Annotated in this window: 26 protein-coding genes and 1 tRNA gene (1 of these 27 only partly in view); 20 read left to right on the top strand and 7 right to left on the bottom strand. The window is 60.6% G+C overall.

The window, feature by feature from the left end; genetic code table 11:
• Positions 1–149: 149 nt before the first annotated feature.
• Positions 150–872, bottom strand: a complete 723-nt coding sequence (locus AC3WMV_RS02025; RefSeq protein WP_103369632.1) for a PA1041 family peptidoglycan-binding anchor lipoprotein — start codon at positions 870–872, stop codon at positions 150–152.
• A 90-nt stretch (positions 873–962) separates the two neighbouring features.
• Positions 963–1,658, bottom strand: a complete 696-nt coding sequence (locus AC3WMV_RS02020) for a PA1041 family peptidoglycan-binding anchor lipoprotein (protein ID WP_098967546.1) — start codon at positions 1,656–1,658, stop codon at positions 963–965.
• Between the two features lie 197 nt (positions 1,659–1,855).
• Between AC3WMV_RS02020 and AC3WMV_RS02015 the strand changes: the two genes are divergently transcribed.
• The 4 genes from AC3WMV_RS02015 to AC3WMV_RS02000 are packed head-to-tail and all read left to right on the top strand — an operon-like array spanning position 1,856 to position 3,571.
• Positions 1,856–2,353: a DUF6231 family protein gene (locus tag AC3WMV_RS02015; protein WP_027614357.1), complete on the top strand. Its 498-nt coding sequence runs from the start codon at positions 1,856–1,858 to the stop codon at positions 2,351–2,353.
• 4 nt (positions 2,354–2,357) lie between these two features.
• Positions 2,358–2,834, top strand: coding sequence for a YchJ family protein (locus AC3WMV_RS02010; RefSeq protein WP_103369633.1), 477 nt, complete (start codon positions 2,358–2,360; stop codon positions 2,832–2,834).
• 42 nt (positions 2,835–2,876) lie between these two features.
• Positions 2,877–3,371, top strand: coding sequence for an LEA/WHy family protein (locus AC3WMV_RS02005; RefSeq protein ID WP_027614355.1), 495 nt, complete (start codon positions 2,877–2,879; stop codon positions 3,369–3,371).
• Complete coding sequence (locus AC3WMV_RS02000) at positions 3,368–3,571, top strand: SEC-C metal-binding domain-containing protein (RefSeq protein ID WP_003198420.1); 204 nt, start codon at positions 3,368–3,370, stop codon at positions 3,569–3,571. Before AC3WMV_RS02005 ends, AC3WMV_RS02000 begins: the two co-directional genes overlap by 4 nt.
• Before the next feature lie 149 nt (positions 3,572–3,720).
• Here the strand turns inward: AC3WMV_RS02000 and AC3WMV_RS01995 are convergent, their stop codons facing one another.
• Entirely contained in the window at positions 3,721–4,278 is a 558-nt protein-coding gene (locus AC3WMV_RS01995; protein ID WP_103369634.1) for a cysteine hydrolase family protein, read from the bottom strand.
• 190 nt (positions 4,279–4,468) lie between these two features.
• Here AC3WMV_RS01995 and AC3WMV_RS01990 point away from each other — a divergent pair, with 190 nt between their 5' ends.
• The 10 genes from AC3WMV_RS01990 (at position 4,469) to pdeM (ending at position 17,770) form a co-directional block, all read left to right on the top strand.
• On the top strand, positions 4,469–6,916 hold the full coding sequence (locus AC3WMV_RS01990; protein WP_103369635.1) for a penicillin acylase family protein: 2,448 nt from the start codon (positions 4,469–4,471) through the stop codon (positions 6,914–6,916).
• A 190-nt stretch (positions 6,917–7,106) separates the two neighbouring features.
• On the top strand, positions 7,107–8,141 hold the full coding sequence (locus tag AC3WMV_RS01985; protein WP_098967542.1) for a ligase-associated DNA damage response exonuclease: 1,035 nt from the start codon (positions 7,107–7,109) through the stop codon (positions 8,139–8,141).
• Entirely contained in the window at positions 8,138–9,826 is a 1,689-nt protein-coding gene (locus tag AC3WMV_RS01980) for an ATP-dependent DNA ligase (RefSeq protein WP_103369636.1), read from the top strand. The genes AC3WMV_RS01985 and AC3WMV_RS01980 overlap by 4 nt, the downstream gene beginning before the upstream one ends.
• A 425-nt stretch (positions 9,827–10,251) precedes the next feature.
• On the top strand, positions 10,252–11,034 hold the full coding sequence (locus AC3WMV_RS01975) for a transporter substrate-binding domain-containing protein (protein ID WP_003222321.1): 783 nt from the start codon (positions 10,252–10,254) through the stop codon (positions 11,032–11,034).
• 57 nt (positions 11,035–11,091) lie between these two features.
• A complete protein-coding gene (locus AC3WMV_RS01970; RefSeq protein WP_003222319.1) occupies positions 11,092–11,820 on the top strand; it encodes an ABC transporter permease in 729 nt (242 codons plus the stop codon).
• Complete coding sequence (locus AC3WMV_RS01965) at positions 11,817–12,527, top strand: ABC transporter permease (protein ID WP_097086541.1); 711 nt, start codon at positions 11,817–11,819, stop codon at positions 12,525–12,527. The genes AC3WMV_RS01970 and AC3WMV_RS01965 overlap by 4 nt, the downstream gene beginning before the upstream one ends.
• Positions 12,528–12,538: 11 nt before the next feature.
• Positions 12,539–13,657: a succinylglutamate desuccinylase/aspartoacylase family protein gene (locus AC3WMV_RS01960; RefSeq protein ID WP_103369637.1), complete on the top strand. Its 1,119-nt coding sequence runs from the start codon at positions 12,539–12,541 to the stop codon at positions 13,655–13,657.
• A 13-nt stretch (positions 13,658–13,670) separates the two neighbouring features.
• Positions 13,671–14,435, top strand: a complete 765-nt coding sequence (locus AC3WMV_RS01955; RefSeq protein WP_103369638.1) for an ABC transporter ATP-binding protein — start codon at positions 13,671–13,673, stop codon at positions 14,433–14,435.
• A gap of 192 nt (positions 14,436–14,627) precedes the next feature.
• Positions 14,628–17,117 carry a ligase-associated DNA damage response DEXH box helicase gene (locus AC3WMV_RS01950; RefSeq protein WP_103367809.1) on the top strand — a complete coding sequence of 830 codons (2,490 nt, stop codon included), beginning with the start codon at positions 14,628–14,630 and terminating at the stop codon, positions 17,115–17,117.
• The gene (gene pdeM / locus AC3WMV_RS01945; protein ID WP_027614347.1) at positions 17,114–17,770 is read left to right on the top strand and encodes a ligase-associated DNA damage response endonuclease PdeM; all 657 of its coding nucleotides are present in this window, start codon (positions 17,114–17,116) and stop codon (positions 17,768–17,770) included. Before AC3WMV_RS01950 ends, pdeM begins: the two co-directional genes overlap by 4 nt.
• 46 nt (positions 17,771–17,816) lie before the next feature.
• Here pdeM and AC3WMV_RS01940 read toward each other — a convergent pair whose 3' ends face one another.
• The gene (locus tag AC3WMV_RS01940; RefSeq protein ID WP_027614346.1) at positions 17,817–18,026 is read right to left on the bottom strand and encodes a hypothetical protein; all 210 of its coding nucleotides are present in this window, start codon (positions 18,024–18,026) and stop codon (positions 17,817–17,819) included.
• A gap of 102 nt (positions 18,027–18,128) precedes the next feature.
• A complete protein-coding gene (gene dcd / locus AC3WMV_RS01935) occupies positions 18,129–18,695 on the bottom strand; it encodes a dCTP deaminase (protein ID WP_003222308.1) in 567 nt (188 codons plus the stop codon).
• Between the two features lie 353 nt (positions 18,696–19,048).
• On the opposite strand from dcd, the gene AC3WMV_RS01930 reads away from it, so the two are divergent.
• Complete coding sequence (locus AC3WMV_RS01930; protein WP_002554837.1) at positions 19,049–19,258, top strand: cold-shock protein; 210 nt, start codon at positions 19,049–19,051, stop codon at positions 19,256–19,258.
• A gap of 114 nt (positions 19,259–19,372) precedes the next feature.
• Here the strand turns inward: AC3WMV_RS01930 and AC3WMV_RS01925 are convergent, their stop codons facing one another.
• Entirely contained in the window at positions 19,373–20,380 is a 1,008-nt protein-coding gene (locus AC3WMV_RS01925) for a DUF481 domain-containing protein (protein WP_027614345.1), read from the bottom strand.
• Positions 20,381–20,545: 165 nt separating this feature from the next.
• On the opposite strand from AC3WMV_RS01925, the gene AC3WMV_RS01920 reads away from it, so the two are divergent.
• From AC3WMV_RS01920 to AC3WMV_RS01905, 4 genes are all read left to right on the top strand, one after another.
• Entirely contained in the window at positions 20,546–20,899 is a 354-nt protein-coding gene (locus tag AC3WMV_RS01920; protein WP_098967536.1) for an MGMT family protein, read from the top strand.
• A gap of 43 nt (positions 20,900–20,942) precedes the next feature.
• The gene (locus AC3WMV_RS01915; protein WP_097086529.1) at positions 20,943–22,502 is read left to right on the top strand and encodes an AmpG family muropeptide MFS transporter; all 1,560 of its coding nucleotides are present in this window, start codon (positions 20,943–20,945) and stop codon (positions 22,500–22,502) included.
• A gap of 129 nt (positions 22,503–22,631) precedes the next feature.
• Positions 22,632–24,347, top strand: coding sequence for a proline--tRNA ligase (locus AC3WMV_RS01910; RefSeq protein ID WP_041070725.1), 1,716 nt, complete (start codon positions 22,632–22,634; stop codon positions 24,345–24,347).
• A 17-nt stretch (positions 24,348–24,364) separates the two neighbouring features.
• Positions 24,365–25,318, top strand: coding sequence for a hypothetical protein (locus AC3WMV_RS01905; protein WP_027614341.1), 954 nt, complete (start codon positions 24,365–24,367; stop codon positions 25,316–25,318).
• A gap of 98 nt (positions 25,319–25,416) precedes the next feature.
• On the opposite strand, the gene dinB is transcribed toward AC3WMV_RS01905, so the two are convergent.
• Positions 25,417–26,478, bottom strand: coding sequence for a DNA polymerase IV (dinB, locus tag AC3WMV_RS01900; RefSeq protein WP_103367811.1), 1,062 nt, complete (start codon positions 26,476–26,478; stop codon positions 25,417–25,419).
• Between the two features lie 280 nt (positions 26,479–26,758).
• On the opposite strand from dinB, the gene AC3WMV_RS01895 reads away from it, so the two are divergent.
• Positions 26,759–26,774 (top strand) — tRNA-Met (locus tag AC3WMV_RS01895) (it continues 161 nt past the right edge of the window).

The raw sequence follows: 26,774 nt of genomic DNA, 5'->3' as shown, positions 1-26,774 counted from the left end.
TCGGAATTATTCTTTGGGCGCACAGTAACGGCTTACGCGGGGGATAAGCCAGAGGGGCAAAAGAAAAAACATTTGTCAGTCGTCGGATCGCTGCCGGTTCGACGACGATCGTCGACCGGCAGCTCTAGCCTGCGGACTACAGACAAGTCCTAGCGATTGATATGCAACTCCACCCGACGGTTTTTTGCCCGTCCCTCGTCCGTTGCGTTGTCAGCCACCGGCTCGCTCTCGCCGCGACCTTCACTGGTCAGTTTGTCCGGCGCCATGCCCTGACTCAGCAGGTACGCCGCCACGCTGCTGGCGCGTCGTTCCGACAGTGCCTGGTTGTAGGCGTCCGAACCTTTGCTGTCGGTATGGCCGATAACCTTGATGCTGACCACGTCGGCGTTGCGCAATTTGTCCATCAGCGTATCGAGCTGGGCCTTGGCGGCCGGGGTCAGATCCGACTTGTCGAAATCGAACAACACATTGCCGGCATCGCTGAGGGTGATGACTTCCGATTGCGGTGCAGGTTCGGGAGTTTTTGCAGTGACCGGATATTGCGGCAGCGGACAGCCGCGATGATCGACCGGGGTATTGGCCGGGGTGTCAGGGCAACGGTCGCGGCGGTCGAACACGCCATCGCCGTCTTCATCGCCATCCTGGGCATAACAGATCAGCCCGCCAGTCAGAATCCCCAACGCCGCACCGCCACCGGCCCAGCCGCCACTTTCAATGGCGCCAAGACCGCCACCGACCAGCCCGCCGATCAGGCTGCAGATCGGCCACGTACGTTGATTGAGGGGGGCATCGCCATCGCTATGAGTGGCGCAACCGGTGAGCAGGCTGCCCAGCAGCAGCACCGGCAAGACGGACCTTGAGAAAACAGTCATTGTGAAAGCTCCTGTGTCACCGGCCCATACCGGTTACACAGGAGTAAAGACCCGCATCCGCGACTGCACAAGCCGCAGATGCGAGAGGGGCTAGCGGACGATTTTGATTTCGGTACGACGGTTCTGTGCGCGACCGTCTGCGGTTTTGTTATCCGCCACTGGCTGGCTTTCACCCATGCCCGAGACCGAAACGAAGCTGGCACGCGGCACACCCTGCTGGATCAGGTATTCCACCACCGAGTGCGCACGGCGATCCGACAGTTTTTTGTTGTAGGCATCGCTGCCGACGCTGTCGGTGTGGCCGGTCACGGTCAGTTGCGCCGTGGACGACTCTTGTTTCAGGCGCGTGGCGACTTTATCCAGCACCTGTTTGTCGGAGCCGGTCAGGGTGGCTTTGTCGAACTGGAAGTGCACATCGCGAATGACGATAGTTTCTTCCTTGACCACAACCGCCTCTTCTACCACTGGCGCAGGGGCAGGTGGTGGGCAGCCGTCAGCATCGACCTGCACGCCTTTAGGCGTGTGCGGGCACTTGTCGCGACTGTCCGGCACACCATCGCCGTCTTCGTCGCCATCACCGTGCACCCAGCAATAGGCGGCTGCCGTACCACCGACCACCAGCGCGCCATAACCGGCCCACGCCGAACTTTCCGTCGCGCCGAGACCGGCACCGACCACACCACCGACCGCCGCACAGGTCGGCCAGTCGGTTTTCTGCAAACCTGCGCAACCAGTCAACACACTGGTTAGCAGAATCAAAGGTAATGCTGTCCGAACTATGCTCATCTGGTTTTCTCCTGAGGGATCGGCTTAGAACCGATTCACGGAGTAAAGACCGGAGTTTTAATCTCCGCCAGCAATAGGCCACTGGCATTTGGGACCGTGTTCACAGGGATTCGGCACTTTTGCCAGGCGTGACAAAACGGGGTCTAGGCCGGATCCGTCTGGCGCGCTAGTCTTGGCGATCTGATTGAGGAGCTTCGATGAACGTCGCCATTTCTTCGCGCACGCCGCAACAGGCGCTGGCTGCTTTACTGGATCGCTATGCCCCGGCGCGTTTACTGCTGATCGGCGCCAGCGAATTTCCGGCGCTCGCCGCTTTCAAGCAGGCACATCCGGACACCTGCGTGGCCCACGCCGCACCCGGTGCATTGCCCGCCGAACTGGCGGCGCGGCGCTTCGACCTGGCGCTGGTGGTCGATTGCCTGGAGCACCTGCCCAAGCGTGACGGCTTGAATCTGCTGGGCGGGATTCGCAACCTCAACGCCAGTCGCATTGCAGTGCTGGCGGATCTGCCGGCCAGCGGCTGGCAGGAAACCGATTTCTACTCGCTGGCGCTGCAGGCCAGTGAACGCTTCCAGCGTGACGATCAGGTACTGACCCTGTTCACCTATGATCTGCTTGACTACAAACAAGTCCCCGACTGGCTCAACTCGCGATTCTGGGCCAATCCGGAAAACTTCGGCAAATACTGGTGGTAATGCAATGAGTACAGCCATTTGCCCGTGCGGCAGCGGCAACCTGCTGGAGGCCTGCTGCGGCCACTATCACGAAGGCCACCCGGCGCCTTGCGCCGAAGCGCTGATGCGTTCGCGCTACAGCGCCTACGTGCTGGGGCTGATCGATTATCTGGTGGCCACCACCCTGCCCGCCCAGCAGGCCGGTCTGGATCGCCAGTCGATCAGCGCCTGGAGCGCGCAGAGCACCTGGCTCGGCCTTGACGTCGAAAGCTCGGAAGTGTTCGGCGGCCAGCCCGAGCATGCCTTCGTCACCTTCACCGCGCGCTGGCACGACAGCCAGGGCGAACACAGCCACCGCGAGCGCTCATCTTTCGTGCAGAACGCCGGGCGCTGGTACTTCATCGACCCGACCGTGCAGTTGAAGCTGGGGCGCAATGACGCGTGCCCGTGTGCCAGCGGGCAGAAGTTCAAGAAGTGCTGTGCGGGGTATTTCGGCGCATAAAGGGAAGTGCCGACTAGACTGGGCACAAAGGGAGTTTTTTCGATGCTCGGTCACTGTCGCACACTGCATGGCTTGTTATTGATGCTGATCCTGAACCTCGGCGGTTGCGCCTCATGGTTCAGCGACGACAGCGTCGACCCCGCCGTGCACCTGGTAAAAGTCGAGGTGGTGCGGGCCAAGCTGCTCGAACAGAAATTCATCCTGCACTTTCGCATCGACAACCCCAACGACAGCGACCTGACCGTGCGCGGCATGGAATATCGCATTCATCTGGCAGACCTGTTGCTGGCCGAAGGCGAGCATGAACACTGGATCACGGTAGGGCCGAAAAGCAGCGCGTTCTATCGGATACCGATTCGCACCAACCTGTGGCCGCGGGTCAAGGACGTGGTGAAAATGCTGAAAAGTCAGCACCAGCAGGTGCCCTATCGATTGCAGGGCGAGATGGAAACCGGTTTATTCATCGCCCACTACGTGCACCTGGAGCGCAATGGCGTGATAATCCCCGCCGATTTAATTCCGGAGCACAACCGATGACTCAGCAACCTCATGTCCATGGCCCTGACTGCAACCACGATCATGACCATCATCACGATCACGACCATGGCCATGTCCACGGCCCGAACTGCGGCCACGCCCACCAGGAACCGGTGCGCAACGCCCTGAAAGACGTCGGCCGCAACGACCCTTGCCCATGCGGCAACGGCAAGAAATTCAAGAAGTGCCACGGCGCTTGATGCTTCAGGTGAAGATATTCTTCGCCTGACACATTGCCTTCGCGAGCAAGCCCGCTCCCACAGTTGACCGCGTTCCCGCTGACTGAACGCAGTCGACTGTGGGAGCGGGCTTGCTCGCGAATGGGCCGGTACATTCACCCCCAAAATGTTCAGACAGCCGCCAGAATCTGCGCAGCGCTGACCACCGTCGCATACTCCCCCTGCAAATTCCCCAGCGACATCCCGTGCACTTCTTCGGCTGAACGCGGTGTGCCGAAATAATCGGCCTTGTCGAAGGTGAAACACGCATTCTCCGCCACCCACGTCTCAAACCCCAGATTGCCCGCCGTGCGCGCTGTGGATTCCACCGAGTTGTTGGTCGCTACACCAACAATGATCAATTGCCCGATCCCCGCCTCACGCAGCTGCGCTTCCAGCCCCGTGGCACAAAACGCATCCGGTACCTGTTTCTGGATCAGCCATTCACCGTCCTGCGGCATGAATCGCTGCTGAAATTCCACCCCTGACTGCCCGGGCCAGAACACCGAATCCGGTTCACGCGACAGATGCTGCACATGAATCACCGGCCGCCCGCTACTGCGCCACGCCCTCAGTAAATCGAGCATGCGCTCTTCAGCCTGCGGATTATTCCGCCGCCCCAGGCGCGGCTGCAGAATGCCTTGTTGCTGGTCGATGATGATCAGTGCAGCGTTGGCCTTGAGCTCCATGGCGTCTTCTCACGAGAGTCATTTGATTCCCGCACCTCATCACCCACCCCTGCAAATAAGCAAGCCATCAGACAATCATCGATCAATGGCAAGAAATAACCACTCGCCCCGCTTGCGCGGCCATCTCCTGCTCACTAACGTAGCGGCTTTATTGCGCCCCCAGCCTCTACACCCCCGCAGGAGCTTTGCCATGGCCTCGCCAGCCCTTACACATTTTCTACCCCGGTTCGGCGTTGCCGCAGCAGTGACCGGTGTCTTGAGCCTGTCCGGTTGCCAGACCTGGAACGCGCAGGACACCGTTCCTCCCACCTCCGGCGTGCAACCGCTCAAGGGTCTGGCACAGAACGTCTCGGTACGACGCAATGCCATGGGCATGCCGTTGATCGAAAGCAACAGCTTCCACGACGCGCTGTTCACCCTCGGTTACGTGCATGCCAGCGACCGCATCAACCAAATGGTCACCCTGCGCCTGCTGGCCCAGGGGCGTCTGGCGGAAATGTCCGGCGCCTCGATGCTCGACGCCGACCGCTACATGCGCGCGGTCAACCTGAAGAAAAGCGCCGACGAGCTGTACAAGGCCTCGTCGCCACGCCTCAAGCGTTTCTTCGAAGTCTATGCGCGGGGCGTCAACGCCTACCTGTTCCGCTACGCCGACAAACTGCCGGGCGATCTCGCCGCCAGTGGCTACAAGCCGGAATACTGGAAACCGGAAGATTCGGCACTGATGTTCGCGTTGCTGAACTTCAGCCAGTCGGCCAACCTGCCGGAAGAGATTGCCTCGCTGGTGCTGGCGCAAACCGTGAGCAGCGACAAACTCGCCTGGCTGACCCCGTCCGCACCGGATGAAAACCTGCCACTGGCCGAGGCTGACAAGCTGCAAGGCCTCAAGCTCAACGGGCAGATTCCCGGCCTGACGGAGCTGAGCAACGCCAGCCAACAACTGGCGGCGGTGAATCTGCTCGGCGCCAGCACCTCGAACAACTGGGCCATCGCCCCGCAACGCAGCCGCAGCGGCAAAAGCATTCTCGCCAGTGACAGCCACGGCCCACTGGCGGCACCGTCGCTGTGGACCTTCGTGCAGATCCGCGCGCCGAAGTATCAGGCTGCCGGTGTCACCGTTGCCGGTTTGCCGATGGTCCTCGGTGGCTTCAACGGCAAAGTCGCGTGGAGCGCCACCAGCGTGCTCGGCGACAATCAGGACCTGTTCCTGGAAAAAATCCGCCGTCAGGGCAACAGCCTGACCTATGAGGTCAATGGCAAATGGCAGCCGCTGGGCGTGCGCAACGAAACCTATTTCGTCAAAGGCCAGCGACCAATTCGCGAAGCGGTGTACGAAACCCGCCACGGCGCGCTGCTCAACAGTGCTCAGGCCATACAGGGCAACGGTTTTGGCCTGGCCCTGCAAACCCCGAGCTTCACCGACGACAAATCACTGGACGCATTTTTTGACCTGACCCGCGCGCAGAACGTTGAACGCGCGTCAGACGCCAGTCGCGAGATCCGCGCCATCGCCCTGAACATGGTATTCGCCGACGCCAGCAACATCGGCTGGCAGGTCACCGGGCGTTTCCCCAACCGTCGCGAAGGCGAAGGTTTGCTGCCATCGCCGGGGTGGGAAGGTCGTTACGACTGGGACGGTTACGCCGACCCGATGTTGCACCCGTACGATCAGGACCCGACCCAGGGCTGGCTCGGCACCGCCAACCAGCGGGTCATTCCTCACGGCTACGGCATGCAGTTGTCCAACTCGTGGGCGGCGCCGGAGCGCGGTGAGCGCTTGGCGGAACTGGCCAACAGCGGCAAACAGGACGGTCGCAGCGTGATCGCTATGCAGTACGACCAGACCACCACCTTCGCTGCCAAGCTGAAGAAAATGTTTGAAGCGCCGGGCATGAAGCAGCCGCTGAAACAGGCGATCGACGCCCTGCCGGAAGCCGATCGCAGCAAGGCGCGCGAGGCCTTCACCCGGTTGATGGCGTTCGACGGCAAGCTCAACCCGACCTCGGCGGATGCGGCGATCTATGAACTGTTCCTGCAAGAAAGCATGAAGCAGATCTTCCTCGATGAGCTCGGCCCGGAGTCGAGCCCGGCGTGGAAAGCCTTTGTTGCCAATGGCGACTTGTCCTACGCGGCGCAGGCCGATCACCTGCTCGGGCGCGAAGACAGCCCGTTCTGGGATGACTTGCGTACACCGCAGAAAGAAGACAAAGCCGTGATTCTGGCGCGCAGTCTGGCCGCCGCGATCAACGCTGGCGACAGTCAGTTGGGCGGCGACCGCAAGGCCTGGCAGTGGGGCAAACTGCACAGCTACACGTGGAAAAACGCCAATGGCCAGACCGTTCGCGGCCCGCTGGCAGCCGGCGGCGATCACACCACGCTCAATACCGCGGCGTTTGCCTGGGGTCAGGACTTCAGCACCACGCGTGCGCCGTCGATGCGTTTCATCGTCGACTTCAGCCAGAGCGAACCGCTGATGGGGCAGAACGGCACCGGCCAGTCCGGTAACCCGGCCAGCCCGAATTACCTCAACGGCATCGACGCTTGGCTCAAGGGTCAGTACATCGGCTTGCCGATGCAGCCGCAGAACTTTGACCGGGTGTATGGCAAGACGCGTTTGACCCTGACCCCCGGCAAATAAACGCAATCTCCCTGTGGGAGCGGGCTTGCTCGCGAAGGCGTCGTGTCAGGCGATTTTGTATCGCCTGACACACTGCATTCGCGAGCAAGCCCGCTCCCACATTGGTTTTGTAGCGACTCTAAAATAATCGATAGAACTTCCGGACTCGCGCCAACCTCATAGCTAACAAGCCCCCCATTCTGGTAACGACATGGACCTTGTTATCGCCCGCCCCGAAGGTTTGTATTGCCCTGCCGGGGATTTCTACATTGATCCGTGGCGCCCGGTCGAGCGCTCGGTGATCACCCATGCCCACGGCGATCACGCCCGTAACGGCAATCAGCACTACCTTGCCAGCAGCGCCAGCGAAGGGATTTTGCGTGCGCGTCTGGGTCAGGACATCAACCTGCAAACCCTCGCCTACGGCCAGCGGCTGACCCATCACGGCGTGACCTTGAGTTTCCATCCCGCCGGGCACGTGCTCGGTTCGGCCCAGGTACGTCTGGAATACGGCGGCGAAGTCTGGGTCGCGTCCGGCGATTACAAGATCGAACCCGATGGCACCTGCGCGCCGTTCGAACCGGTGCGCTGCCACACTTTCATCACCGAATCGACTTTCGGCCTGCCGATCTACCGCTGGCAGCCACAGGCGCAGGTGTTCAGCGAGATCAACCAGTGGTGGCAGGCGAACATCGCGGCGGGCAAGGCCAGCGTGCTGTTTTGTTATTCGTTCGGCAAGGCTCAGCGGATCCTGCACGGCATCGACGCCAGCCTCGGCCCGATCCTCAGTCACGGTGCCGTCGAGCCACTGAACCGGGTCTACCGCGAGGCCGGCGTGTACCTGCCGCCGACGATCTACGCCGGCGACATCAAAAAATCCGACCCGATCATGCGTCAGGCGCTGGTGATCGCCCCGCCCTCGGCCGGTGGCAGCACTTGGATGCGCCGTTTCGGCGACTTCAGCGACGCCTTTGCCAGCGGCTGGATGCGCCTGCGCGGCACCCGCCGGCGGCGCGGTGTGGATCGCGGTTTCGTGCTGTCGGATCACGCCGACTGGCCGGGCCTGCTCTGGGCCATCGAACAGACCGGCGCCGAACGGGTGATGGTCACACACGGCTCGATCGGTGTGCTGGTCCGGCATCTGCGCGAACAAGGCCTGGACGCGCAGGGTTTCAACACCGAATACGGCGACGATGAAGAGGAGAACATTGGCGCCGAGCCGGTTATCGCCGAGGTGCAAGCATGAAAGCTTTCGCCGAGCTGTACGCCGAACTCGACGCCACCACGTCAAGCAATGCCAAACTGGCGGCGATGCAAACCTACTTCGCTCAAGCAGCACCACAGGACGCGGCATGGGCGGTGTACTTTCTGTCCGGTGGACGCCCGCGGCAACTGGTGCCGGTGCGCATCCTGCGCGAACTGGCGGTGGAAGTCTCGGGACTGCAACCATGGCTGTTCGAGGAAAGTTATCAATCCGTTGGCGATCTGGCGGAAACCATTTCCCTGGTGCTGCCGGAAAATTCGCACAGCTCCGAGGCCGGCCTTGCCGAATGGATTGAAGACAAGCTGCTGCCACTGCGCGGTGAAACCCCGGAGTACCTCGCCCGCCACCTGCCCGCGCTGTGGGCGCAACTGGATCGGCCGAGCCTGATGCTGTGCATCAAGCTGATCACCGGCAGTTTCCGCGTCGGCGTGTCGAAACTGCTGGTCACCCGCGCTCTGGCGTCGATGGCCGGCCTCGACAGCAAACGCGTGGCGCAGCGCCTGGTGGGTTACACCGACCTGTCGAACCGGCCGAACGCGACCAGCTACCTGAAACTGATCGCGCCGGAATCCGCCGACGAACATGCGCAACGTGGCGGCCAGCCCTACCCGTTTTTCCTCGCGCATGCCTTGTCGCAACCGGTCGAGGAGTTTGAAGCGCTGCTGGGGCCGGCGAGCAACTGGCAAGTGGAATGGAAGTGGGATGGCATCCGCGCGCAGGTGGTCAAGCGCGAGGGTCGGCTGTGGGTCTGGTCGCGGGGTGAAGAACTGGTCACCGAGCGTTTCCCCGAATTCGACACACTGGTCCACGCGTTACCCGACGGCACGGTAATCGACGGAGAGATCGTGGTCTGGAAAAGCACTCATCCGAGCACCAAAGACGCTTTCGATCCGCAATCGAGCGCACCGCCGGCGGTGCAACCGTTCGCGCTGCTGCAGCAACGCATCGGGCGTAAAACCCTCGACAAGAAAATCCTCGAAGAAGTGCCGGTGGTGGTGCTTGCCTACGATTTGCTGGAGTGGCAAGGCGAAGACTGGCGCAACCGTCCGCAGGCCGAACGACGCGCGCAACTGGAGCAGGTCATCGCTCACGGTAACAACCCGGTGTTACTGGCCTCGCCGATTCTGACCGGCAGCGACTGGTTCGATCTCGCCCGCCAGCGTGAAGCCTCACGGCGCCTCGGTGTCGAGGGCATGATGCTCAAGGCCCGCGACGCCCTGTATGGCGTAGGCCGGACCAAGGACATGGGCGTGTGGTGGAAGTGGAAGGTCGACCCATTCAGCGTCGATGCGGTGTTGATCTACGCCCAGCGCGGACATGGCCGGCGCGCCAGCCTGTACAGCGATTACACCTTCGCCGTGTGGGACGGCCCGCCCGAGTCCAGTCAGCGAGCGCTGGTGCCGTTCGCCAAGGCCTATTCGGGGCTGACCGACGAGGAAATGCGCCAGGTCGACAGCATCGTGCGCAAGACCACCGTGGAAAAGTTCGGCCCGGTCAGCAGCGTCAAGCCGAGTCTGGTGTTCGAACTGGGTTTCGAAGGCATCGCCCTGTCGCGGCGGCACAAGAGCGGGATCGCCGTGCGTTTTCCAAGGATGCTGCGCTGGCGGCAGGACAAGACGGTGGATGAGGCCGATAGCCTGGCAACGTTGCAGGATTTGCTGGCCTGACCCGGTTTCCGGGGACAAACCTCCAATCATCCTGAATGAACATCCTGTAGTGAGTGGATTTTCTGGTGAGGAGATCTTGTGGTGAGGGGATTTATCCCCGATGGGCCGCGAAGCGGCCCCCCATCATTCTTTCAGTAAACCGCGTGTACCGGATTTGCGACTGCTGCGCAGCCGATCGGGGATAAATCCCCTCTCTACAAGTATTCTGAATCACTTAAAAATGCGTGCATCGACCCAACTTGGTGCAGCCTTCAACAGCCGCCCATTCCCGTGCACCAATCCCTCTCCCTCCTCCCTCCCCCAACCTTTTAAAACACTTGTTCGGGACTCTGGTTCGGAAATTGCTACTTTCTATAGGTCGTACGCGTTCCAGTAACAATAATTCTGCGCCACAAGCGCTCATATTGGTTCTTAGGGATTGAATAATGAAAAAAGCATTGCTGACCCTTTCTGCACTGGCGTTGTGCATGGCTGCCGGCTCCGCGCTGGCCAAGGAATACAAAGAGCTGCGTTTTGGCGTTGATCCTTCCTACGCACCGTTCGAGTCGAAAGCGGCCGACGGCAGCCTGGTGGGCTTCGACATCGACCTGGGCAACGCGATCTGCGCCGAGCTGAAGGTCAAGTGCAAATGGGTTGAAAGCGACTTCGACGGCATGATTCCGGGCCTCAACGCCAACAAATTCGACGGTGTGATCTCGTCGATGACCGTGACCCCGGCCCGTGAAAAGGCGATCGACTTCTCCAGCGAGCTGTTCTCCGGCCCGACTTCCTACGTGTTCAAGAAGGGCTCCGGCCTGAGCGATGACGTCGCTTCCCTCAAGGGCAAGTCTGTGGGTTACGAGCAAGGCACCATCCAGGAAGCCTACGCCAAGGCCGTATTGGAAAAGGCCGGGGTAAAAATCCAGGCGTACGCCAACCAGGATCAGGTCTACGCCGACCTGAAAAACGGCCGTCTCGACGCCTCGATCCAGGACATGCTGCAAGCCGAACTGGGCTTTTTGAAGTCGCCGGATGGCGCCAACTACGAAGTCAGCAAGCCAGTTGACAGCGAACTGCTGCCAGCCAAAACCGCTGTCGGTATTAAGAAAGGTAACAAAGAGCTGAAGGCGCTTTTAGATAAAGGTATCAAAGCGTTACACGATGACGGCAAATACGCCGAGATTCAAAAGAAACACTTTGGCGATCTGAATCTGTACAGCGGTAAATAATGCCCTGGCGCCCATCAGTCGATGGGCGCCTTTTCCATCCGCTCAGGTTGCTGATTTATGTTCGAAAACCTCTTACAAAATCTGGGGCTCTCCGCCTTCAGCCTCAAGGGCTTCGGTCCGTTGCTGTTGGAAGGCACCTGGATGACCATCAAATTGTCGGCGTTGTCGCTGCTGGTGGCCGTGTTGCTCGGCCTCTTGGGCGCCAGTGCCAAACTGTCGAAATCCAAACTGTTGCGCCTGCCTGCCCAGCTCTACACCACGCTGATTCGTGGGGTGCCGGATCTGGTGCTGATGCTGTTGATTTTCTACAGCCTGCAAACCTGGCTGACCGCCCTGACCGACGTCATGGAGTGGGACTACATCGAGATCGACTCCTTTACCGCCGGGGTGATCACCCTGGGCTTCATCTATGGCGCGTATTTCACCGAAACCTTCCGTGGGGCGATCCTCGCCGTACCACGCGGTCAGGTCGAAGCGGCCACCGCCTACGGCCTCAAGCGTGGCCAGCGTTTTCGCTTTGTGGTGTTCCCGCAAATGATGCGCTTCGCCTTGCCGGGCATCGGCAACAACTGGATGGTGATGCTCAAGGCCACCGCACTGGTGTCGATCATCGGTCTGGCGGATCTGGTCAAAGCCGCGCAGGACGCCGGTAAAAGCACCTATCAACTGTTCTACTTCCTGGTACTCGCCGCCTTGATCTATCTGCTGATCACCAGTGCATCCAACGTCATCCTGCGCTGGCTTGAGCGTCGCTACGCCGCCGGTGCCCGGGAGGCCGTACGATGATCGAACTCCTGCAGGAATACTGGAAACCCTTCCTTTATACCGACGGCACCAACATCACCGGTCTGGCGATGACCCTGTGGCTGCTCAGCGCCTCGATCTTCATTGGCTTTCTGGTGTCGATCCCGTTGTCGATCGCCCGTGTGTCTTCGCATTTCTATGTGCGCTGGCCGGTGCAGTTCTACACCTACCTGTTCCGTGGCACGCCGCTCTACATCCAGTTGCTGATCTGCTACACCGGGATCTACAGCCTGGCCGCCGTGCGCGCGCAGCCGTTGCTCGACAGTTTCTTTCGCGATGCGATGAACTGCACGATCCTCGCGTTCGCCCTGAACACCTGCGCCTACACCACGGAGATTTTCGCCGGGGCGATCCGCAGCATGAACCATGGCGAAGTCGAAGCGGCCAAGGCCTACGGCCTGACCGGCTGGAAGCTGTACGCCTACGTGATCATGCCGTCGGCGCTGCGCCGGTCGTTGCCGTATTACAGCAACGAAGTGATCCTGATGCTGCACTCGACCACCGTGGCCTTCACCGCGACCATCCCCGACATCCTGAAAGTTGCGCGGGACGCCAACTCGGCGACCTACCTGACCTTTCAGTCGTTCGGCATCGCCGCGCTGATCTACCTGACCATTACCTTCGCGCTGGTCGGCCTGTTCCGCCTCGCCGAACGCCGATGGCTGGCATTCCTCGGGCCGACCCACTAGGAAAACCTGTAATGCGACACCAGATCCATGACCTGTTGGCCCCGGTGCCGGGGACCGCACGACAGATCCACAGCTTCCACTTCGGCCCGGAGCAGGCCCAAGGCAAGATCTACATCCAGTCCTCGCTGCATGCCGACGAAATGCCCGGCATGCTCGTGGCCTGGCACCTCAAGCAGCGACTGGCGGAGCTGGAAGCCGCCGGGCGCCTGCGCAGCCAGATTGTGCTGGTGCCGGTGGCCAACCCGGTCGGCCTCGAACAAGTGCTGATGGACGTGCCGCTGGGCCGGTACGAGATGGAGAGCGGGCAGAACTTCAATCGCTGGTTCGTCGACCTCAGCGAAGAAATCGGCAACGACATCGAGGGCAAACTGGGCGACGACCCGCAGCGCAACCTTGAGCTGATCCGCGCCAGCCTGCGCAACGCCCTCGCCCGTCAAACGCCCGGCACACAACTGCACTCCCAGCGCCTGACCTTGCAACGGCTAGCGTGCGATGCCGACATGGTGCTGGATCTGCACTGCGATTTCGAATCCGTGGTTCATCTCTACACCACGCCCGAAGCGTGGCCGCAGGTCGAGCCGCTGGCGCGTTACATCGAAGCTCAGGCCAGTCTGCTGGCCACCGATTCCGGCGGCCAGTCATTCGACGAATGCTTCACCCTGTTGTGGTGGCAACTGCAGGAGCGCTTTGGCGAACACTTCGAGATTCCGCTGGGCAGTTTTTCGGTGACCGTGGAGTTGCGCGGCCAGGGTGACGTCAATCACCCAATGGCCAGTCGTGACTGCCAGGCCTTGATCGATTACCTGATCCAGTTCGATGCGATCGTCGGCGAGACCAAGCCGCAGCCGCCCCTGCCGTTCCCCGCCACACCGCTGGCCGGCGTCGAACCGGTGACCACGCCGGTGGGCGGCTTGCTGGTGTACACCGCCACGGCCGGGCAATACCTGCAAGCCGGGCAACAGATTGCCGAAATCATCGACCCGATCCACGACCGGGTCACCCCCATTCATTGCACTGCCGCCGGCCTGCTGTACGCCCGCTCGCTGCGGCGCATGGCTACTGCCGGTATGGTGATCGCCCACGTGGCGGGCGCCGAAGCCTATCGCAGCGGCTATCTACTTTCGCCTTGAGGATGTCTGTCCCATGTACAAATTGACTGTTGAAGGTCTGCACAAAAGCTATGGCGACCATCAGGTACTCAAAGGCGTTTCGCTCAAGGCCAAAACCGGCGACGTGATCAGCCTGATCGGCGCCAGCGGCTCGGGCAAAAGCACCTTTTTGCGCTGCATCAACTTCCTCGAACAACCCAACGACGGCGCCATGAGCCTCGATGGCCAGGCGATCCGCATGGTCACCGACCGCCACGGCATGCACGTCGCCGACCCGAATGAACTGCAACGCCTGCGCACGCGACTGGCCATGGTGTTCCAGCACTTCAACCTGTGGAGCCACATGACCGTGCTGGAAAACATCACCATGGCCCCGCGCCGGGTGCTGGGTTGCAGCAAGCAGGAAGCTGAAGTCCGCGCCCGCCGTTATCTAAATAAAGTGGGCCTGCCGGCGCGTGTTGCCGATCAGTACCCGGCGTTTCTCTCTGGCGGCCAGCAACAGCGGGTGGCGATTGCCCGGGCGCTGGCGATGGAGCCGGAAGTGATGCTGTTCGACGAACCGACCTCGGCACTCGACCCGGAGCTGGTGGGTGAGGTGTTGCGGGTGATTCAGGGTCTGGCTGAAGAAGGTCGGACGATGATCATGGTGACCCATGAAATGAGTTTCGCCCGCAAGGTCTCCAGCCAGGTGTTGTTTCTGCATCAAGGGCTGGTGGAAGAAGAAGGCGCGCCGGAAGACGTGCTGGGCAACCCGAAGAGCGAACGGCTGAAGCAGTTCCTCAGCGGGAACCTCAAGTAACAGACGCAGATAAAAACCTGTGGGAGCGGGCTTGCTCGCGAAAGCGGTGTGTCAGTCAAAACTGTTCTAACTGGCACACCGCTTTCGCGAGCAAGCCCGCTCCCACAATGGTGTAGGTAATCGCACAAAATTAAACTTGTCCCGCAACGGCGCGGTCACTGAAGGAACACTTTCAGAGCGCACGCCGCCGGTATGCCCACCTCCACCGACCTCGCAAAAACCTGGTTCAGCGCACGCAACTGGCAGCCGTTCGCCTTTCAAAAGCAGGTGTGGGCCGCCGTTAAAAAAGGTCAGTCGGGGTTGCTCCATGCCAGCACCGGCGCCGGTAAAACCTATGCGGTGTGGTTCGCCGCGCTCAACCGCTTCGCCCGCCTTCTGCCGCCAACTGCAACGACCAGCAAACGCAAATCCCAGAACGAGCCGTTGACCGTGCTGTGGATCACGCCGATGCGTGCCCTCGCCGCCGACACCGCACGCGCCCTGCAAGCGCCAGTCAGCGATTTGCAGATTCCGTGGAGCATCGGTCTGCGCACCGGCGACACCAGCAGCGCCGAACGTGCGCGTCAGGGCCGGCGCCTGCCGACCACGCTGATCACCACCCCGGAAAGCCTGACCCTGCTGCTCGCCCGTGCCGACGCCAGGACTGCGTTGTCGAGCCTGCGGATGATCGTTGTCGATGAATGGCACGAACTGCTCGGCAACAAACGCGGCGTACAACTGCAACTGGCCCTCGCCCGTCTGCGCCATTGGCAACCCGAGCTGATCGTCTGGGGCGTGTCCGCCACCCTCGGCAATCAAGCCCACGCCGAACAGGTGCTGATCCCACAGGGCGGCGGGATCAGCGTGCAGGGCCAGAGCGAAAAATCACTCAAGGTCGACACCTTGATCCCACCGGCCATCGAGCGTTTTCCCTGGGCCGGGCACATCGGTCTGAAGATGCTGCCGCAGGTTGTTGCCGAACTGGACGCCTGCGCCAGCAGCCTGGTGTTCACCAACACCCGCGCGCAGTCGGAAATCTGGTATCAGGCGTTGCTCGAAGCGCGGCCGGACTGGGCCGGGCTGATCGCGCTGCACCACAGTTCACTGTCCCGCGAGACCCGCGACTGGGTCGAGCAAGCCTTGAAGGACGGGAATTTGAAAGCCGTGGTCTGCACCTCGAGCCTGGATCTGGGCGTGGACTTTTTACCGGTGGAACGGGTCCTGCAGATCGGCTCGGCCAAAGGCGTAGCGCGGCTGATGCAACGCGCCGGGCGCTCCGGTCACGCGCCGGGGCGCACCTCGCGCGTGACGCTGGTGCCGACCCACAGCCTGGAACTGATCGAAGCCGCCGCCGCAGGTGACGCGGTGGAGCAACGACTCATCGAACCGCGTCTGTCGCCGCACAAACCGCTGGATGTGCTGGTGCAGCATCTGGTCAGCATGGCGCTGGGCGGTGGCTTTATTCCCGAAGAACTGTACGAAGAAGTGCGTGGTGCCTGGGCTTATCGTGATCTGACACTGGCAGATTGGGCCTGGGCGCTGGCTTTCGTACGTCACGGCGGGCTTTCTCTGACGGCCTATCCGGATTACCGCCGGGTCGAACCGGATGAACACGGCGTCTGGCGGGTACCCGATGCGCGATTGGCACGCCGTCATCGCATGAGCATCGGCACCATCGTCAGCGACGCGAGCATTAATCTGAAATTCTGGAGCAAGGGTGGCGGCGGCAAGCAGTTGGGCAGCGTCGAGGAAGGTTTTATCGCGCGGCTGAAACCGGGCGACGGCTTTCTCTTTGCCGGGCGCCTGCTGGAGTTGGTGCGGGTGGAGAACATGACCGCGTACGTCAAACGCAGCACCGCGAAAAAAGCCGCCGTGCCGCGCTGGAATGGCGGGCGGATGCCGCTTTCCAACGAATTGGCCGCCGCTGTGGTCAGCCGCTTCACGGCGGCAGCGCGCGGTGAGTTCGCCGGCCCGGAAATGCAGGCGCTGCAACCGTTGCTGCAAACCCAGGCGCGCTGGTCGGGTCTGCCCACCTCCGACAGTCTGTTGGCCGAAGCGCTGAAATCCCGTGAAGGCTGGCACCTTTTCCTTTATCCGTTTGCCGGGCGCCAGGTGCATCTGGGGCTCGCCAGCCTGTTGGCGTGGCGCGTGAGTCAGCGCCAGCCGCTGACGTTCTCGATTGCGGTGAATGATTACGGGCTGGAGTTGCTCAGCGCCACGCCGGTCGATTGGTTCGAGCAATTCGATGCGGCGCTGCTCAGCCCCGAGCATCTGCTGCGCGACGTGCTGGCCAGCCTCAATGCCGGGGAGTTGGCGTTGCGGCGTTTTCGCGAGATCGCGCGGATCGCCGGGCTGGTGTTCGCCGGTTATCCCGGCGCGCCGAAAAGTACCCGACAGGTACAGGCCTCCAGCGGATTGTTCTTCGAGGTGTTCAAGCAGTACGACGCCGACAACCTGCTGCTGGCCCAGGCCGGGGAAGAAGTCCTGCGCGAAGAACTGGATATTCGTCGTCTGGAACAGACATTGGAGCGGATCAACCGGATGAAACTGGACATGCACCTGATCAAACGTCCTACACCGCTAGGCTTTCCGTTGCTGGTGGAGCGCATGCGCGAAAGCATGAGTTCGGAAAAACTCGCTGACCGCATCCGGCGCATGGTCGGCGATCTGGAGAAATCCGCCGACAAGGGTCAAGCCTCATGAGTGCAGCGTATCCAGTGCGCCTGGCCGGTGAAGAACTCTGGCTGCTGCCGGAAAAGGCCCTGTACTGGCCGGCGCAGCAAGCACTGCTGATCGCCGATGTGCATTTCGGCAAGGCCGCGGCCTATCGCAGCCTCGGCCAGCCGGTACCACAAGGCACCACGACGGCGAATATCGAAGTGCTCGACCGCTTGCTGGCCAGACTGCCCTGTAGGCAGCTGATTTTCCTCGGTGACTTTCTGCACGGCCCCGGTTCGCATGCGACGGGTACGCTGAATGCCTTGGCCGAATGGCGTGCACGGCACGCGGATCTGCCGATGACGCTGATTCGCGGCAACCACGACAAACGTGCCGGGGATCCACCGACGGCGCTGAATATCCGGGTGGTTCCGGAACCGATGCTGCTCGGGCCGTTTGCCCTGCAACACGAACCCGCCCCGCATCCCGAACGACACGTGCTGGCCGGGCATGTGCATCCGGTCTATCGGCTCAACGGCAAGGGGCGGCAGCGTTTGCGCCTGGCATGTTTTCGACTGGGTGAGCGATTGAGCCTGCTGCCGGCCTTTGGTGCCTTTACCGGTGGTTATCAGGTCGAGAAAGACGCTCAGTGCAGGATTTTCGTCATCGGCGACAATGAAATATGGCCCGTCAGTTGAGGTCTTGGGCAAACCTCAGCCGACTGGCCATTCATGGAGTAGCGACTCAGGCCACTGGCGCGGGTGGCGGCTCGTCCGGCAGCGTCGGCTCGCCGGGTTCGGTCGGTTGTTCGTTAGGGGTGTCGGGATCAGGCTGACCGGGAATGCCGCCTGCCATATGGAAAGCCGGGTGTGCCAACAATGACCAGGCCAAAACGCCAACCTGATTGGGCTCAAGCCTTGCCAGTTGGGCGGTGATATGCGGATCGATCTTCATGCAACCTCCTCGGCGAAGGCCCGCTTTGCCAGAAGCAAAAACGGGCAGTACACCCCATAGAGTGTCTGCCCGCCAAAGAATTCCCGCGAACTGCCGGATGGATCAGGTACGCGGCAGGGTCACGCCACGCTGGCCCTGATATTTGCCGCCGCGATCCTTGTACGAAACTTCGCATTGCTCGTCGGATTCGAGGAACAGCATCTGCGCCACGCCCTCGTTAGCGTAGATTTTCGCCGGCAGGTTGGTGGTGTTGGAGAATTCCAGGGTCACGTGGCCTTCCCACTCAGGCTCGAGCGGGGTGACGTTAACGATGATACCGCAGCGCGCGTAGGTGCTTTTACCCAGGCAGATGGTCAATACGTTGCGCGGAATGCGGAAGTATTCGACGGTGCTGGCCAGGGCGAAGGAGTTCGGCGGGATGATGCAGACGTCGCTGTGGATGTCGACAAAGCTGCCGGCGTCGAAGTTTTTCGGATCGACGATCGCCGAATTGATGTTGGTGAACACCTTGAAATGATTGGTGCAGCGTACATCGTAGCCATAGCTCGACACACCGTAGGAGATCACACGGCTGTCGTCGCTGCCGCGCACCTGGCGCTCGACGAAGGGCTCGATCATGCCGTGTTCCTGCGCCATGCGGCGAATCCACTTGTCCGATTTGATGCTCATGGCGGGTGTCCTGAATAGCGAGGTGGAAAAAATCTGTCCGGCATCTTACCGGGCGCGCCGCCGGGTTCAAAGTCCGCGCTGCAATTCTCGCCGAACACCCTGGAAATACAGGCCCTGGCGACGAACCGTCACACCGTCGATCCCTAAAACAGAGAAACCTTCGCAAGAAACATTGGCACGTTCCGGAAAAAGGGTTAAGGTGGCGCCACTGTGTTGCTTGTGTCACTGAGAATCTCTACACGATATGTTGAATTTCGATCCAACCATCTACAAGAATTTTTCCTGCTCTTTGCACTCAGTCTCGGCCAGGGTTCTTCCTGAGTCGCAGTTATCTTTGTTCAAGGAGTTACACCATGTCTAATCGCCAAACCGGTACCGTTAAGTGGTTCAACGATGAAAAAGGCTTCGGCTTCATCACTCCACAATCCGGTGACGACCTGTTCGTTCACTTCAAAGCTATCCAATCCGACGGCTTCAAAAGCCTGAAAGAAGGCCAACAGGTTTCTTTCATCGCTACCCGCGGTCAGAAAGGCATGCAAGCTGAAGAAGTACAAGTTATCTAACTTGTAGCTTCTTTAGAAAAGAGCCCCGCCCTCAAAGCGGGGCTTTTTTGTGGGCGTGTGTTTTTTAACGGCCACAAAAAAGCAGCCCTCACGGCTGCTTTTTTTCGACTTGCCTTACCAGGCCACGCCAAACCCTGCGGTGTAGCGGGTTTTGTTCAAGTCCGCATCCTTGGTACCACTGATGATGTCGCGTTCGGCCTTGAGATTGAGCGAGGCCCAGTCGGTGACCTTGTAGCGCAAGCCCATCTCGGCATCGAGCGCATAGTTGGCTACGTCAGACAGCGGCTTGCCCAGTTCGCCATTGGTGAAGAACTCGACTTTTTTGCCGATAAGGTAACGGTTGTAATCCCACTTCATGGCGACCGAATAGAAGTTGTCCTTGCCGCCATCGCTGTACTCGTAATCGGTGCGGTTGAGCAGCGAACCGAGCGAGAACGCGCCCAGCTCGTCGTCCCAGAACTGGTAACCCGGACCGGTACCGACCACACGCTGACGCGACAGCTCTTCAACGTAGTCGCGCTTGTAGTTCAGACGGCCCTGCCAGAACCATTTGTCGGTGAGGAAGCGGTCAAGTGCGTATTCGGCGCGCCAGTTATTGGTGGTGACCTGCTCGTCCTGCACCTCGCGGTTGTATTCGCCCTCGGCGGTGTGCCGCCAGCGGCCATGACGCGCGGTGGTCTTGAAGTCGATGTCGTAGTCGTCGGTGTCCTTTTCCGCCCGTTGATAATCCATCGCCAGGCCTATATTGCCTTTCCATACCAGATCCTCGACCACCGGTTTGGGTTTGAGAATCTGCTGAATGCTCGCCAGCTCGACGGTCTTCGGCGCCTCGCCGTTGGCCAGGGTGACCTTGCCGTCATCGGCAGCGGTCAGCGACTTGGCTTTTTCACCGTTGTAGGCATCCTGTTTGACCAGCAGTTCCTGATCGCTTTGCAGGGTCTTGACCTCTTTCCAGTCGATGCTGACCGCACCCGCATACTGGGTCTGAATCAGCAATTTGCCGCCATCGAAAACGGAGATCTTACCGCTCAGCTTGTCACCGTTCTTTAACCAGACGGTATCGGCAAGCAGCGGCGTGGAGGCACTGAAAACAGCAAGGCACAGCAAGGTTCTGGACAACATAAGCGGATCGAGGGCTCAAGTTTGCGAAAAAGGTCGGCATTATCCGTAGGAATAAGACCCTGACAAGGACTGACCGAGCGATTTCCATTGAGTTCATTTCTCATCTGGCCAACGAGCGATTACGCTTGAGCCCATCGATACGACTATTGTTCAGGAACCGCGCAGGTGAAAGAGCCGAATCATCCCGAGGAAAGCGAAGCGCAAATCCGACGCACGGCGCTTTATTCCACCCTTGCCCAAGTGCCTGAGGGCAAGGTGGTCAGCTATGGTCAGTTAGCTGAACTCGCAGGGTTGGGGCGCGCCGCCCGCTGGGTCGGCCGGACCCTGAGCCAATTACCCGGCGATACCAAACTGCCATGGCACCGGGTACTGGGTGCCGGCGGTCGGATCAGTCTGCCACTGGGCAGCCCCTCGGGGGACGAACAACGGGCACGATTGCGTTCTGAAGGCGTCACCGTCCTGAACAATCGTGTGGATATTCAGCGCCATGGCTGGCGTCCGATAGAGCACAGCGGTTAGAGTGCGCGCTTTGTTTTCGCAATCTTGAGGCAGACTTCAGCCCATGCCCCGTAAAACCTGGCGCGCCGCGCTCGCCGCCTATGCCAGTCCTTCGACGCTCGTGCTGTTGTTGCTCGGTTTTGCTGCCGGCCTGCCGTACATGCTGGTGTTTTCGACGCTTTCCGTCTGGCTGCGTGAGGCCGGCGTTGCCCGTGAAACCATCGGCTACGCCAGCCTGATCGGTCTGGCGTACGCCTTCAAATGGGTCTGGTCACCGCTGCTCGACCAATGGCGCCTGCCTTTATTGGGCAAGCTGGGCCGCCGCCGTTCGTGGCTGGTGCTCTCGCAGACGCTGGTGATTCTGGGCCTGATCGGCATGGGCTTCTGTGATCCACAGAAACACCTGTCCTGGCTGATCGCCATTGCCGTCATCGTCGCCTTCGCTTCCGCCACCCAGGACATTGCGGTCGACGCCTATCGCCTGGAAATCGCCGACGACAGCCGCCAGGCCGCGCTGGCTGCCAGTTACATGTCCGGCTACCGCGTCGCCGCCCTGCTCGCCACGGCGGGCGCGCTGTTCTTTGCCGAAGGCTTCGGCTCCACCGGTTTCAACTATCAACATTCGGCCTGGACCGGCACCTACGCGCTGTTCGGCGTGTTGATGGTCCCTGCCCTGCTGACTTCGCTGCTGATGCGCGAGCCGCCAGTGCCACTGCGCACGCAGCTGCAGGCCGGCCGCTACAGCTTCGCGCATCAACTGGCCTCGGTATTCGTACTGATCGTGTTGCTGGTGTCGGTTCCGGCGATGTTCACCCAGCTCTACAACACCGATTTCGCCAGCGTATTGTTCGGCCAGATGAGTCCGCTCGACCTGCTGCTCGAAGACCGCGCTTTCCTGCGCGCGATCCTCTATACCCTGCTCACCGGCCTGTGCCTGTCGACCATGGGCCGTCGCGGCCTGGCGCCAGTGTTGACTCCGGTAAACGACTTCATCCTGCGCTACCGCTGGCAGGCGTTGCTGCTGCTCGGACTGATCGCCACCTACCGGATGTCCGACACGGTGATGGGCGTAATGGCCAACGTGTTCTATATCGATCAGGGCTTCACCAAGGACCAGATCGCCAGCGTCAGCAAGATCTTTGGCCTGATCATGACCCTGGTCGGCGCCGGCATGGGCGGCCTGCTGATCGTGCGCTTCGGCATCCTGCCGATCCTGTTCATCGGTGGCGCGGCGTCGGCGGCGACCAACTTGCTGTTCGTGATGCTCGCCGATATGGGGCCGAACCTGAAGATGCTGGTGGTCACCATTTCGCTCGACAACTTCAGTTCCGGGCTTGCGACCTCGGCGTTCGTCGCCTATCTGTCGAGCCTGACCAACCTCAAGTTTTCGGCCACCCAGTACGCCCTGCTCAGTTCGATCATGCTGTTGCTGCCACGCCTGATGGGTGGTTACTCCGGAGTGATGGTCGAGAAGTTCGGCTACCACAGCTTCTTCATGATCACGGCGCTGCTCGGCGTGCCGACACTGCTGCTGATCGCCCTGCACTGGTTCCAGGAAAATCGCCGTGCGGGCCCGACGCCAACGCCAAAGCCTGCACCAACCTCCGTCGTCGAGGAGTCGTAGGACATTTCAGCAACGGCGGGAGGATTCCCGCCGTTGAGCCTCACCGCCGAGCGCAATCCTGTACGTCGGCAAATCTCGCCGGTACACTGCTCCGTCATTTCCAGTCATAGCAACCGACAACGGCCAACCATGCGCACCAGTCAATTTTTGCTCGCCACACAGAAAGAAACGCCTTCCGATGCGGTCGTCGTCAGCCACCAGCTGATGCTGCGCGCCGGCATGATCCGCAAACTTGCTTCGGGCCTGTACACCTGGCTGCCGATGGGCTTGCGGGTAATGCGCAAGGTTGAAGCCATCGTTCGCGAAGAAATGAACGCTGCCGGTTCTCTTGAAGTGTTGATGCCGAGCACCCAACCGGCCGAGCTGTGGCAGGAATCGGGGCGCTGGGAAGAATACGGCCCTGAGCTGCTGCGCATCAAAGACCGCCACGGTCGCGACTTCTGCGCGGGCCCGACCCACGAAGAAGTGATCACCGATCTGATGCGCAACGAGTTGAGCAGCTACAAACAGCTGCCAATCAACCTGTACCAGATCCAGACCAAATTCCGTGACGAAATCCGCCCACGCTTCGGTTTGATGCGCGGCCGCGAATTCATCATGAAGGACGCCTACTCGTTCCACGCCGATCAGGCGTCGCTGCAGGTCACCTACGACCGCATGCATCAGGCGTACTGCAACGTGTTCACCCGTCTGGGCCTGAAATTCCGTCCGGTTGAAGCCGACAACGGCTCGATCGGTGGCGCTGGCTCCCACGAGTTCCACGTACTGGCCGAGTCCGGCGAAGACGACATCGTCTTCAGCAATGGTTCCGACTACGCGGCGAACATCGAGAAAGCCGAAGCCGTGCCACGCGAAACCTCGCGTCCAGCGCCGGCCGAAGAGCTGCGCCTGGTCGACACTCCAGACACCAAGACCATTGCCGCGCTGGTGGAAAAATTCAATCTGCCGATTGAAAAGACCATCAAGACCCTGATCGTCCATGCCGAAGAGCCAGGCAAGCTGATTGCCCTGATCATCCGTGGCGACCACGAGTTGAACGAAATCAAGGCTGCCAACCAGCCAGGCGTGGCCAGTCCGCTGGTCATGGCTTCCGATGCCGAACTGCGTGACGCCATTGGCGCCGGCGCCGGTTCCCTCGGCCCGCTGAACCTGCCGCTGCCGATCATCATCGACCGCTCGGTCGAACTGATGAGCGACTTCGGCATCGGTGCGAACATCGACGACAAGCACTACTTCGGCGTGAACTGGGAGCGCGATCTGCCGGTTCCAACCGTTGCCGACCTGCGTAACGTCGTGGCCGGTGACCCAAGCCCGGACGGCAAAGGCACCCTCGAAATCAAGCGCGGCATCGAAGTCGGGCACATCTTCCAGTTGGGCAACAAGTACAGCAAGGCAATGAAGTGCGAAGTACTGGGCGAGAACGGCAAGCCGGTCACCCTGGAAATGGGTTGCTACGGTATCGGCGTATCCCGCGTGGTCGCTGCCGCCATCGAGCAGAACAACGACGACAAAGGCATCATCTGGAGCGACACCCTGGCGCCGTTCCAGATCGCTCTGGTACCGCTGCGTTATGAAACCGAGCAGGTGCGCGAAGCCACTGACAAGCTGTACGCAGAACTGACGGCGGCCGGTTTCGAAGTGTTGCTGGACGATCGCGACAAGAAAACCAGCCCGGGCATCAAGTTCGCGGACATGGAGCTGATCGGCATTCCTCACCGGATCGTGGTCAGCGACCGCGGCCTCGCCGAAGGCAACCTGGAATACAAGAGCCGCACCGAGGCCGAAGCGCAAGCGCTGCCGGTTGCCGATGTGCTGTCCTTCCTTCAGGCCCGTATCCGCCGCTGAATCCAGATAGAGACCTCATGTTCAAGCGAAACACCTTGGGCCTCGGTGGCGCCGCCTTGTGCGGCGCCCTGCTGGTCAGCGGCTGTGCCAATCAGATGTCACAGCGCAGCGAGCACGAAGAGCGGGTCGAGCGCAAACTGCTCGATCACAGCCTGCAGATCGATGTCGGTGAGCCTAAGGTGCTCGAACTGCCGCAGCGTCGCGTGAAAATCAACGAACAGAAGACCTTCGAAGTCACCGAGTTTGAGGTCACCCGCCGTTACGATCGCTACACGCCTTACCAACCCTGGCGCGAAATCTACGAGATTCCGCTGGGCGCGGTGGCCGTGGTTGCCGGTATCGGCGCCAATGTGGTCAACGTATTCGCTCTGGGCAACCTGCCGGACAGCGTGACCAAGGACTGGTTGAACTACGGCATTGCCGGGGTCAACCCGTTCATGAACGTGCAGTCCCACGGTCGTGCGCAACAGAATCTGGCCGGTATCGATGAAGTCCAGCGCGACAAGCGCACGGAGTATTCGAGCCTGCCGTGGAGCGAGCGTCCGGTGCAAGTCAAGGCCGGCAAGCAGACCTTCGACATGACCACCGACCGCAACGGCGTGCTGCGCCTGAACCTGCTGGACAGTCCGTTCGCCGAAAATGACCTGAATCATATCGGCAAACTGCAGATCAGCGTCGAAGACGGCAAAGATGACGTGCACAGCGACTCATCCCTGGCGATCAGCAGCCATTTGCGCAGCAAGTTGCTCGAAGCGCACGGGTTGATTTACGACGATCTGGAAGACGACGAAGTGAGCCAGTGGGTCCACCGGGTCAAGCGTCTGTCGGAACTGGGTCTGGAAGAAGAAGCCAGCGAGCTGGAGCAAAGCCTCATTGAACTGACGCGTAACGATCCTGAGTTGCAGGCGGAATTTCTCAAGTCGCTGACCAAGGATGCGGGGCGCCTGGTCGCCGATCCGGGACCGAATTAACAGCAAAAGCTTCGCGAGCAGGCTCGCTCCCACAGTGGAATGCAATCTAATGTGGGAGCGAGCCTGCTCGCGAAGAGGTCCTGACAGACACCACAAATCTACCGCTCGAACAACTCCATCTGCTCAAACCCGCCGCGCAAATCCTCAAGTCTCACCCCCACACCCAACAACCGCACCGGTTTCCCGCCCCGGTTGAACGCCTGCGTCAGCATCAACTGATAACTGCCCAGATCACGCCCTGCCCCGGCCTGTTCCAGTGTGGTCTGGGTAAAGTCATGAAACTTCACTTTGACGAACGGCTTGCCCGGTCGATAACTGCTGTCGATCCTCGCCATGCGGGTTTTCAGGGTTTCCAGCAGCTCCGGCAGTTTGTCGAGGCAACTGCGCAGATCCGGCAGATCGACGTCGTAGGTGTTTTCCACGCTGATTGACTGTCGGCGGCTGTCGTTATGCACCAACCGGTCATCGATCCCACGGGCCAGACTCCAGAGTCGCTCACCGAAACTGCCGAATTCGCGCACCAGCGCCAACTTGTCCCACTCGCGCAGTTGCAGGCAATCGACGATGCCGAGCTTGCCCAGCTTGTCGGCAGTGACTTTGCCGACGCCGTGCAACTTGCTCACCGGCAAGCCACTGACGAAATCCTCGACCTGGTCCGGGGTAATCACGAACAACCCGTTGGGCTTCTTCCAGTCGCTGGCGATTTTGGCCAGAAACTTGTTCGGCGCCACGCCTGCAGACACGGTGATGTGCAACTGATTGGAGACCCGCCGGCGGATATCCTGCGCGATGCGCGTGGCACTGCCGCCAAAATGCGCGCTGTCGGAGACGTCGAGGTAGGCCTCATCCAGCGACAGCGGCTCGATCAGGTCGGTGTAATCGCGAAAGATCGTATGGATTTCCTTCGAGGCTTCGCGATAGGCCTCAATGCGCGGCTTGACGATGGTCAGGTCGGGGCACAGCTTCAAGGCATGTCCGGATGACATCGCCGAACGCACGCCATACGCCCGTGCTTCATAGTTACAGGTAGCAATCACCCCACGCCGATCCGCCGACCCGCCCACCGCCAGCGGCTTGCCGGCCAGATTCGGGTCGTCGCGCATCTCGATGGCGGCGTAGAAACAGTCACAGTCGACGTGGATGATTTTTCGCTGGGTCATGACAGAAAAGGAAACATGGCGAGCCGGAAACGCAGTATCTCACTGACACCTGTATATAGCACCAGTGGTCTGAATGTTCTTTTCAGCCTGTGGGAAAACCACGATGAATTTATTTTCTCAATCGAGAATCACCGGCCGATAGAGCTGAAACCCTTGTCCCGCCTGCCCTGCGCGCCCGTCTCCTGCACTGGAAAAAGCGCTAACCGATTGAACAGGAACAGATTTATCCAGATTCAAGGTTGACACCCCGGCGATCCTCTGTAGAATGCCGACACACAGACGCGGGATGGAGCAGT

Source organism: Pseudomonas sp. FW305-3-2-15-E-TSA4, from assembly GCF_058787295.1.
The sequence above is the reverse complement of the archived record's forward strand: the minus strand, read 5'-3'. Positions and strand labels throughout refer to the sequence as shown.

Coding starts and splice junctions, on each gene's coding strand:
- AC3WMV_RS01915 (WP_097086529.1), top strand. CDS start 20,943: ATGCCCCGTAAAACCTGGCGCGCCGCGCTCGCCGCCTATGCCAGTCCT.
- AC3WMV_RS01990 (WP_103369635.1), top strand. CDS start 4,469: ATGGCCTCGCCAGCCCTTACACATTTTCTACCCCGGTTCGGCGTTGCC.
- pdeM (WP_027614347.1), top strand. CDS start 17,114: ATGAGTGCAGCGTATCCAGTGCGCCTGGCCGGTGAAGAACTCTGGCTG.
- dinB (WP_103367811.1), bottom strand. CDS start 26,478: ATGACCCAGCGAAAAATCATCCACGTCGACTGTGACTGTTTCTACGCC.
- AC3WMV_RS02010 (WP_103369633.1), top strand. CDS start 2,358: ATGAGTACAGCCATTTGCCCGTGCGGCAGCGGCAACCTGCTGGAGGCC.
- AC3WMV_RS01925 (WP_027614345.1), bottom strand. CDS start 20,380: ATGTTGTCCAGAACCTTGCTGTGCCTTGCTGTTTTCAGTGCCTCCACG.
- AC3WMV_RS01970 (WP_003222319.1), top strand. CDS start 11,092: ATGTTCGAAAACCTCTTACAAAATCTGGGGCTCTCCGCCTTCAGCCTC.
- AC3WMV_RS01975 (WP_003222321.1), top strand. CDS start 10,252: ATGAAAAAAGCATTGCTGACCCTTTCTGCACTGGCGTTGTGCATGGCT.
- AC3WMV_RS02005 (WP_027614355.1), top strand. CDS start 2,877: ATGCTCGGTCACTGTCGCACACTGCATGGCTTGTTATTGATGCTGATC.
- AC3WMV_RS01955 (WP_103369638.1), top strand. CDS start 13,671: ATGTACAAATTGACTGTTGAAGGTCTGCACAAAAGCTATGGCGACCAT.
- AC3WMV_RS01960 (WP_103369637.1), top strand. CDS start 12,539: ATGCGACACCAGATCCATGACCTGTTGGCCCCGGTGCCGGGGACCGCA.
- AC3WMV_RS01985 (WP_098967542.1), top strand. CDS start 7,107: ATGGACCTTGTTATCGCCCGCCCCGAAGGTTTGTATTGCCCTGCCGGG.
- AC3WMV_RS01950 (WP_103367809.1), top strand. CDS start 14,628: ATGCCCACCTCCACCGACCTCGCAAAAACCTGGTTCAGCGCACGCAAC.
- AC3WMV_RS01910 (WP_041070725.1), top strand. CDS start 22,632: ATGCGCACCAGTCAATTTTTGCTCGCCACACAGAAAGAAACGCCTTCC.
- AC3WMV_RS01930 (WP_002554837.1), top strand. CDS start 19,049: ATGTCTAATCGCCAAACCGGTACCGTTAAGTGGTTCAACGATGAAAAA.
- AC3WMV_RS01995 (WP_103369634.1), bottom strand. CDS start 4,278: ATGGAGCTCAAGGCCAACGCTGCACTGATCATCATCGACCAGCAACAA.
- AC3WMV_RS02015 (WP_027614357.1), top strand. CDS start 1,856: ATGAACGTCGCCATTTCTTCGCGCACGCCGCAACAGGCGCTGGCTGCT.
- AC3WMV_RS02025 (WP_103369632.1), bottom strand. CDS start 872: ATGACTGTTTTCTCAAGGTCCGTCTTGCCGGTGCTGCTGCTGGGCAGC.
- AC3WMV_RS02020 (WP_098967546.1), bottom strand. CDS start 1,658: ATGAGCATAGTTCGGACAGCATTACCTTTGATTCTGCTAACCAGTGTG.
- AC3WMV_RS02000 (WP_003198420.1), top strand. CDS start 3,368: ATGACTCAGCAACCTCATGTCCATGGCCCTGACTGCAACCACGATCAT.
- AC3WMV_RS01965 (WP_097086541.1), top strand. CDS start 11,817: ATGATCGAACTCCTGCAGGAATACTGGAAACCCTTCCTTTATACCGAC.
- AC3WMV_RS01940 (WP_027614346.1), bottom strand. CDS start 18,026: ATGAAGATCGATCCGCATATCACCGCCCAACTGGCAAGGCTTGAGCCC.
- dcd (WP_003222308.1), bottom strand. CDS start 18,695: ATGAGCATCAAATCGGACAAGTGGATTCGCCGCATGGCGCAGGAACAC.
- AC3WMV_RS01980 (WP_103369636.1), top strand. CDS start 8,138: ATGAAAGCTTTCGCCGAGCTGTACGCCGAACTCGACGCCACCACGTCA.
- AC3WMV_RS01905 (WP_027614341.1), top strand. CDS start 24,365: ATGTTCAAGCGAAACACCTTGGGCCTCGGTGGCGCCGCCTTGTGCGGC.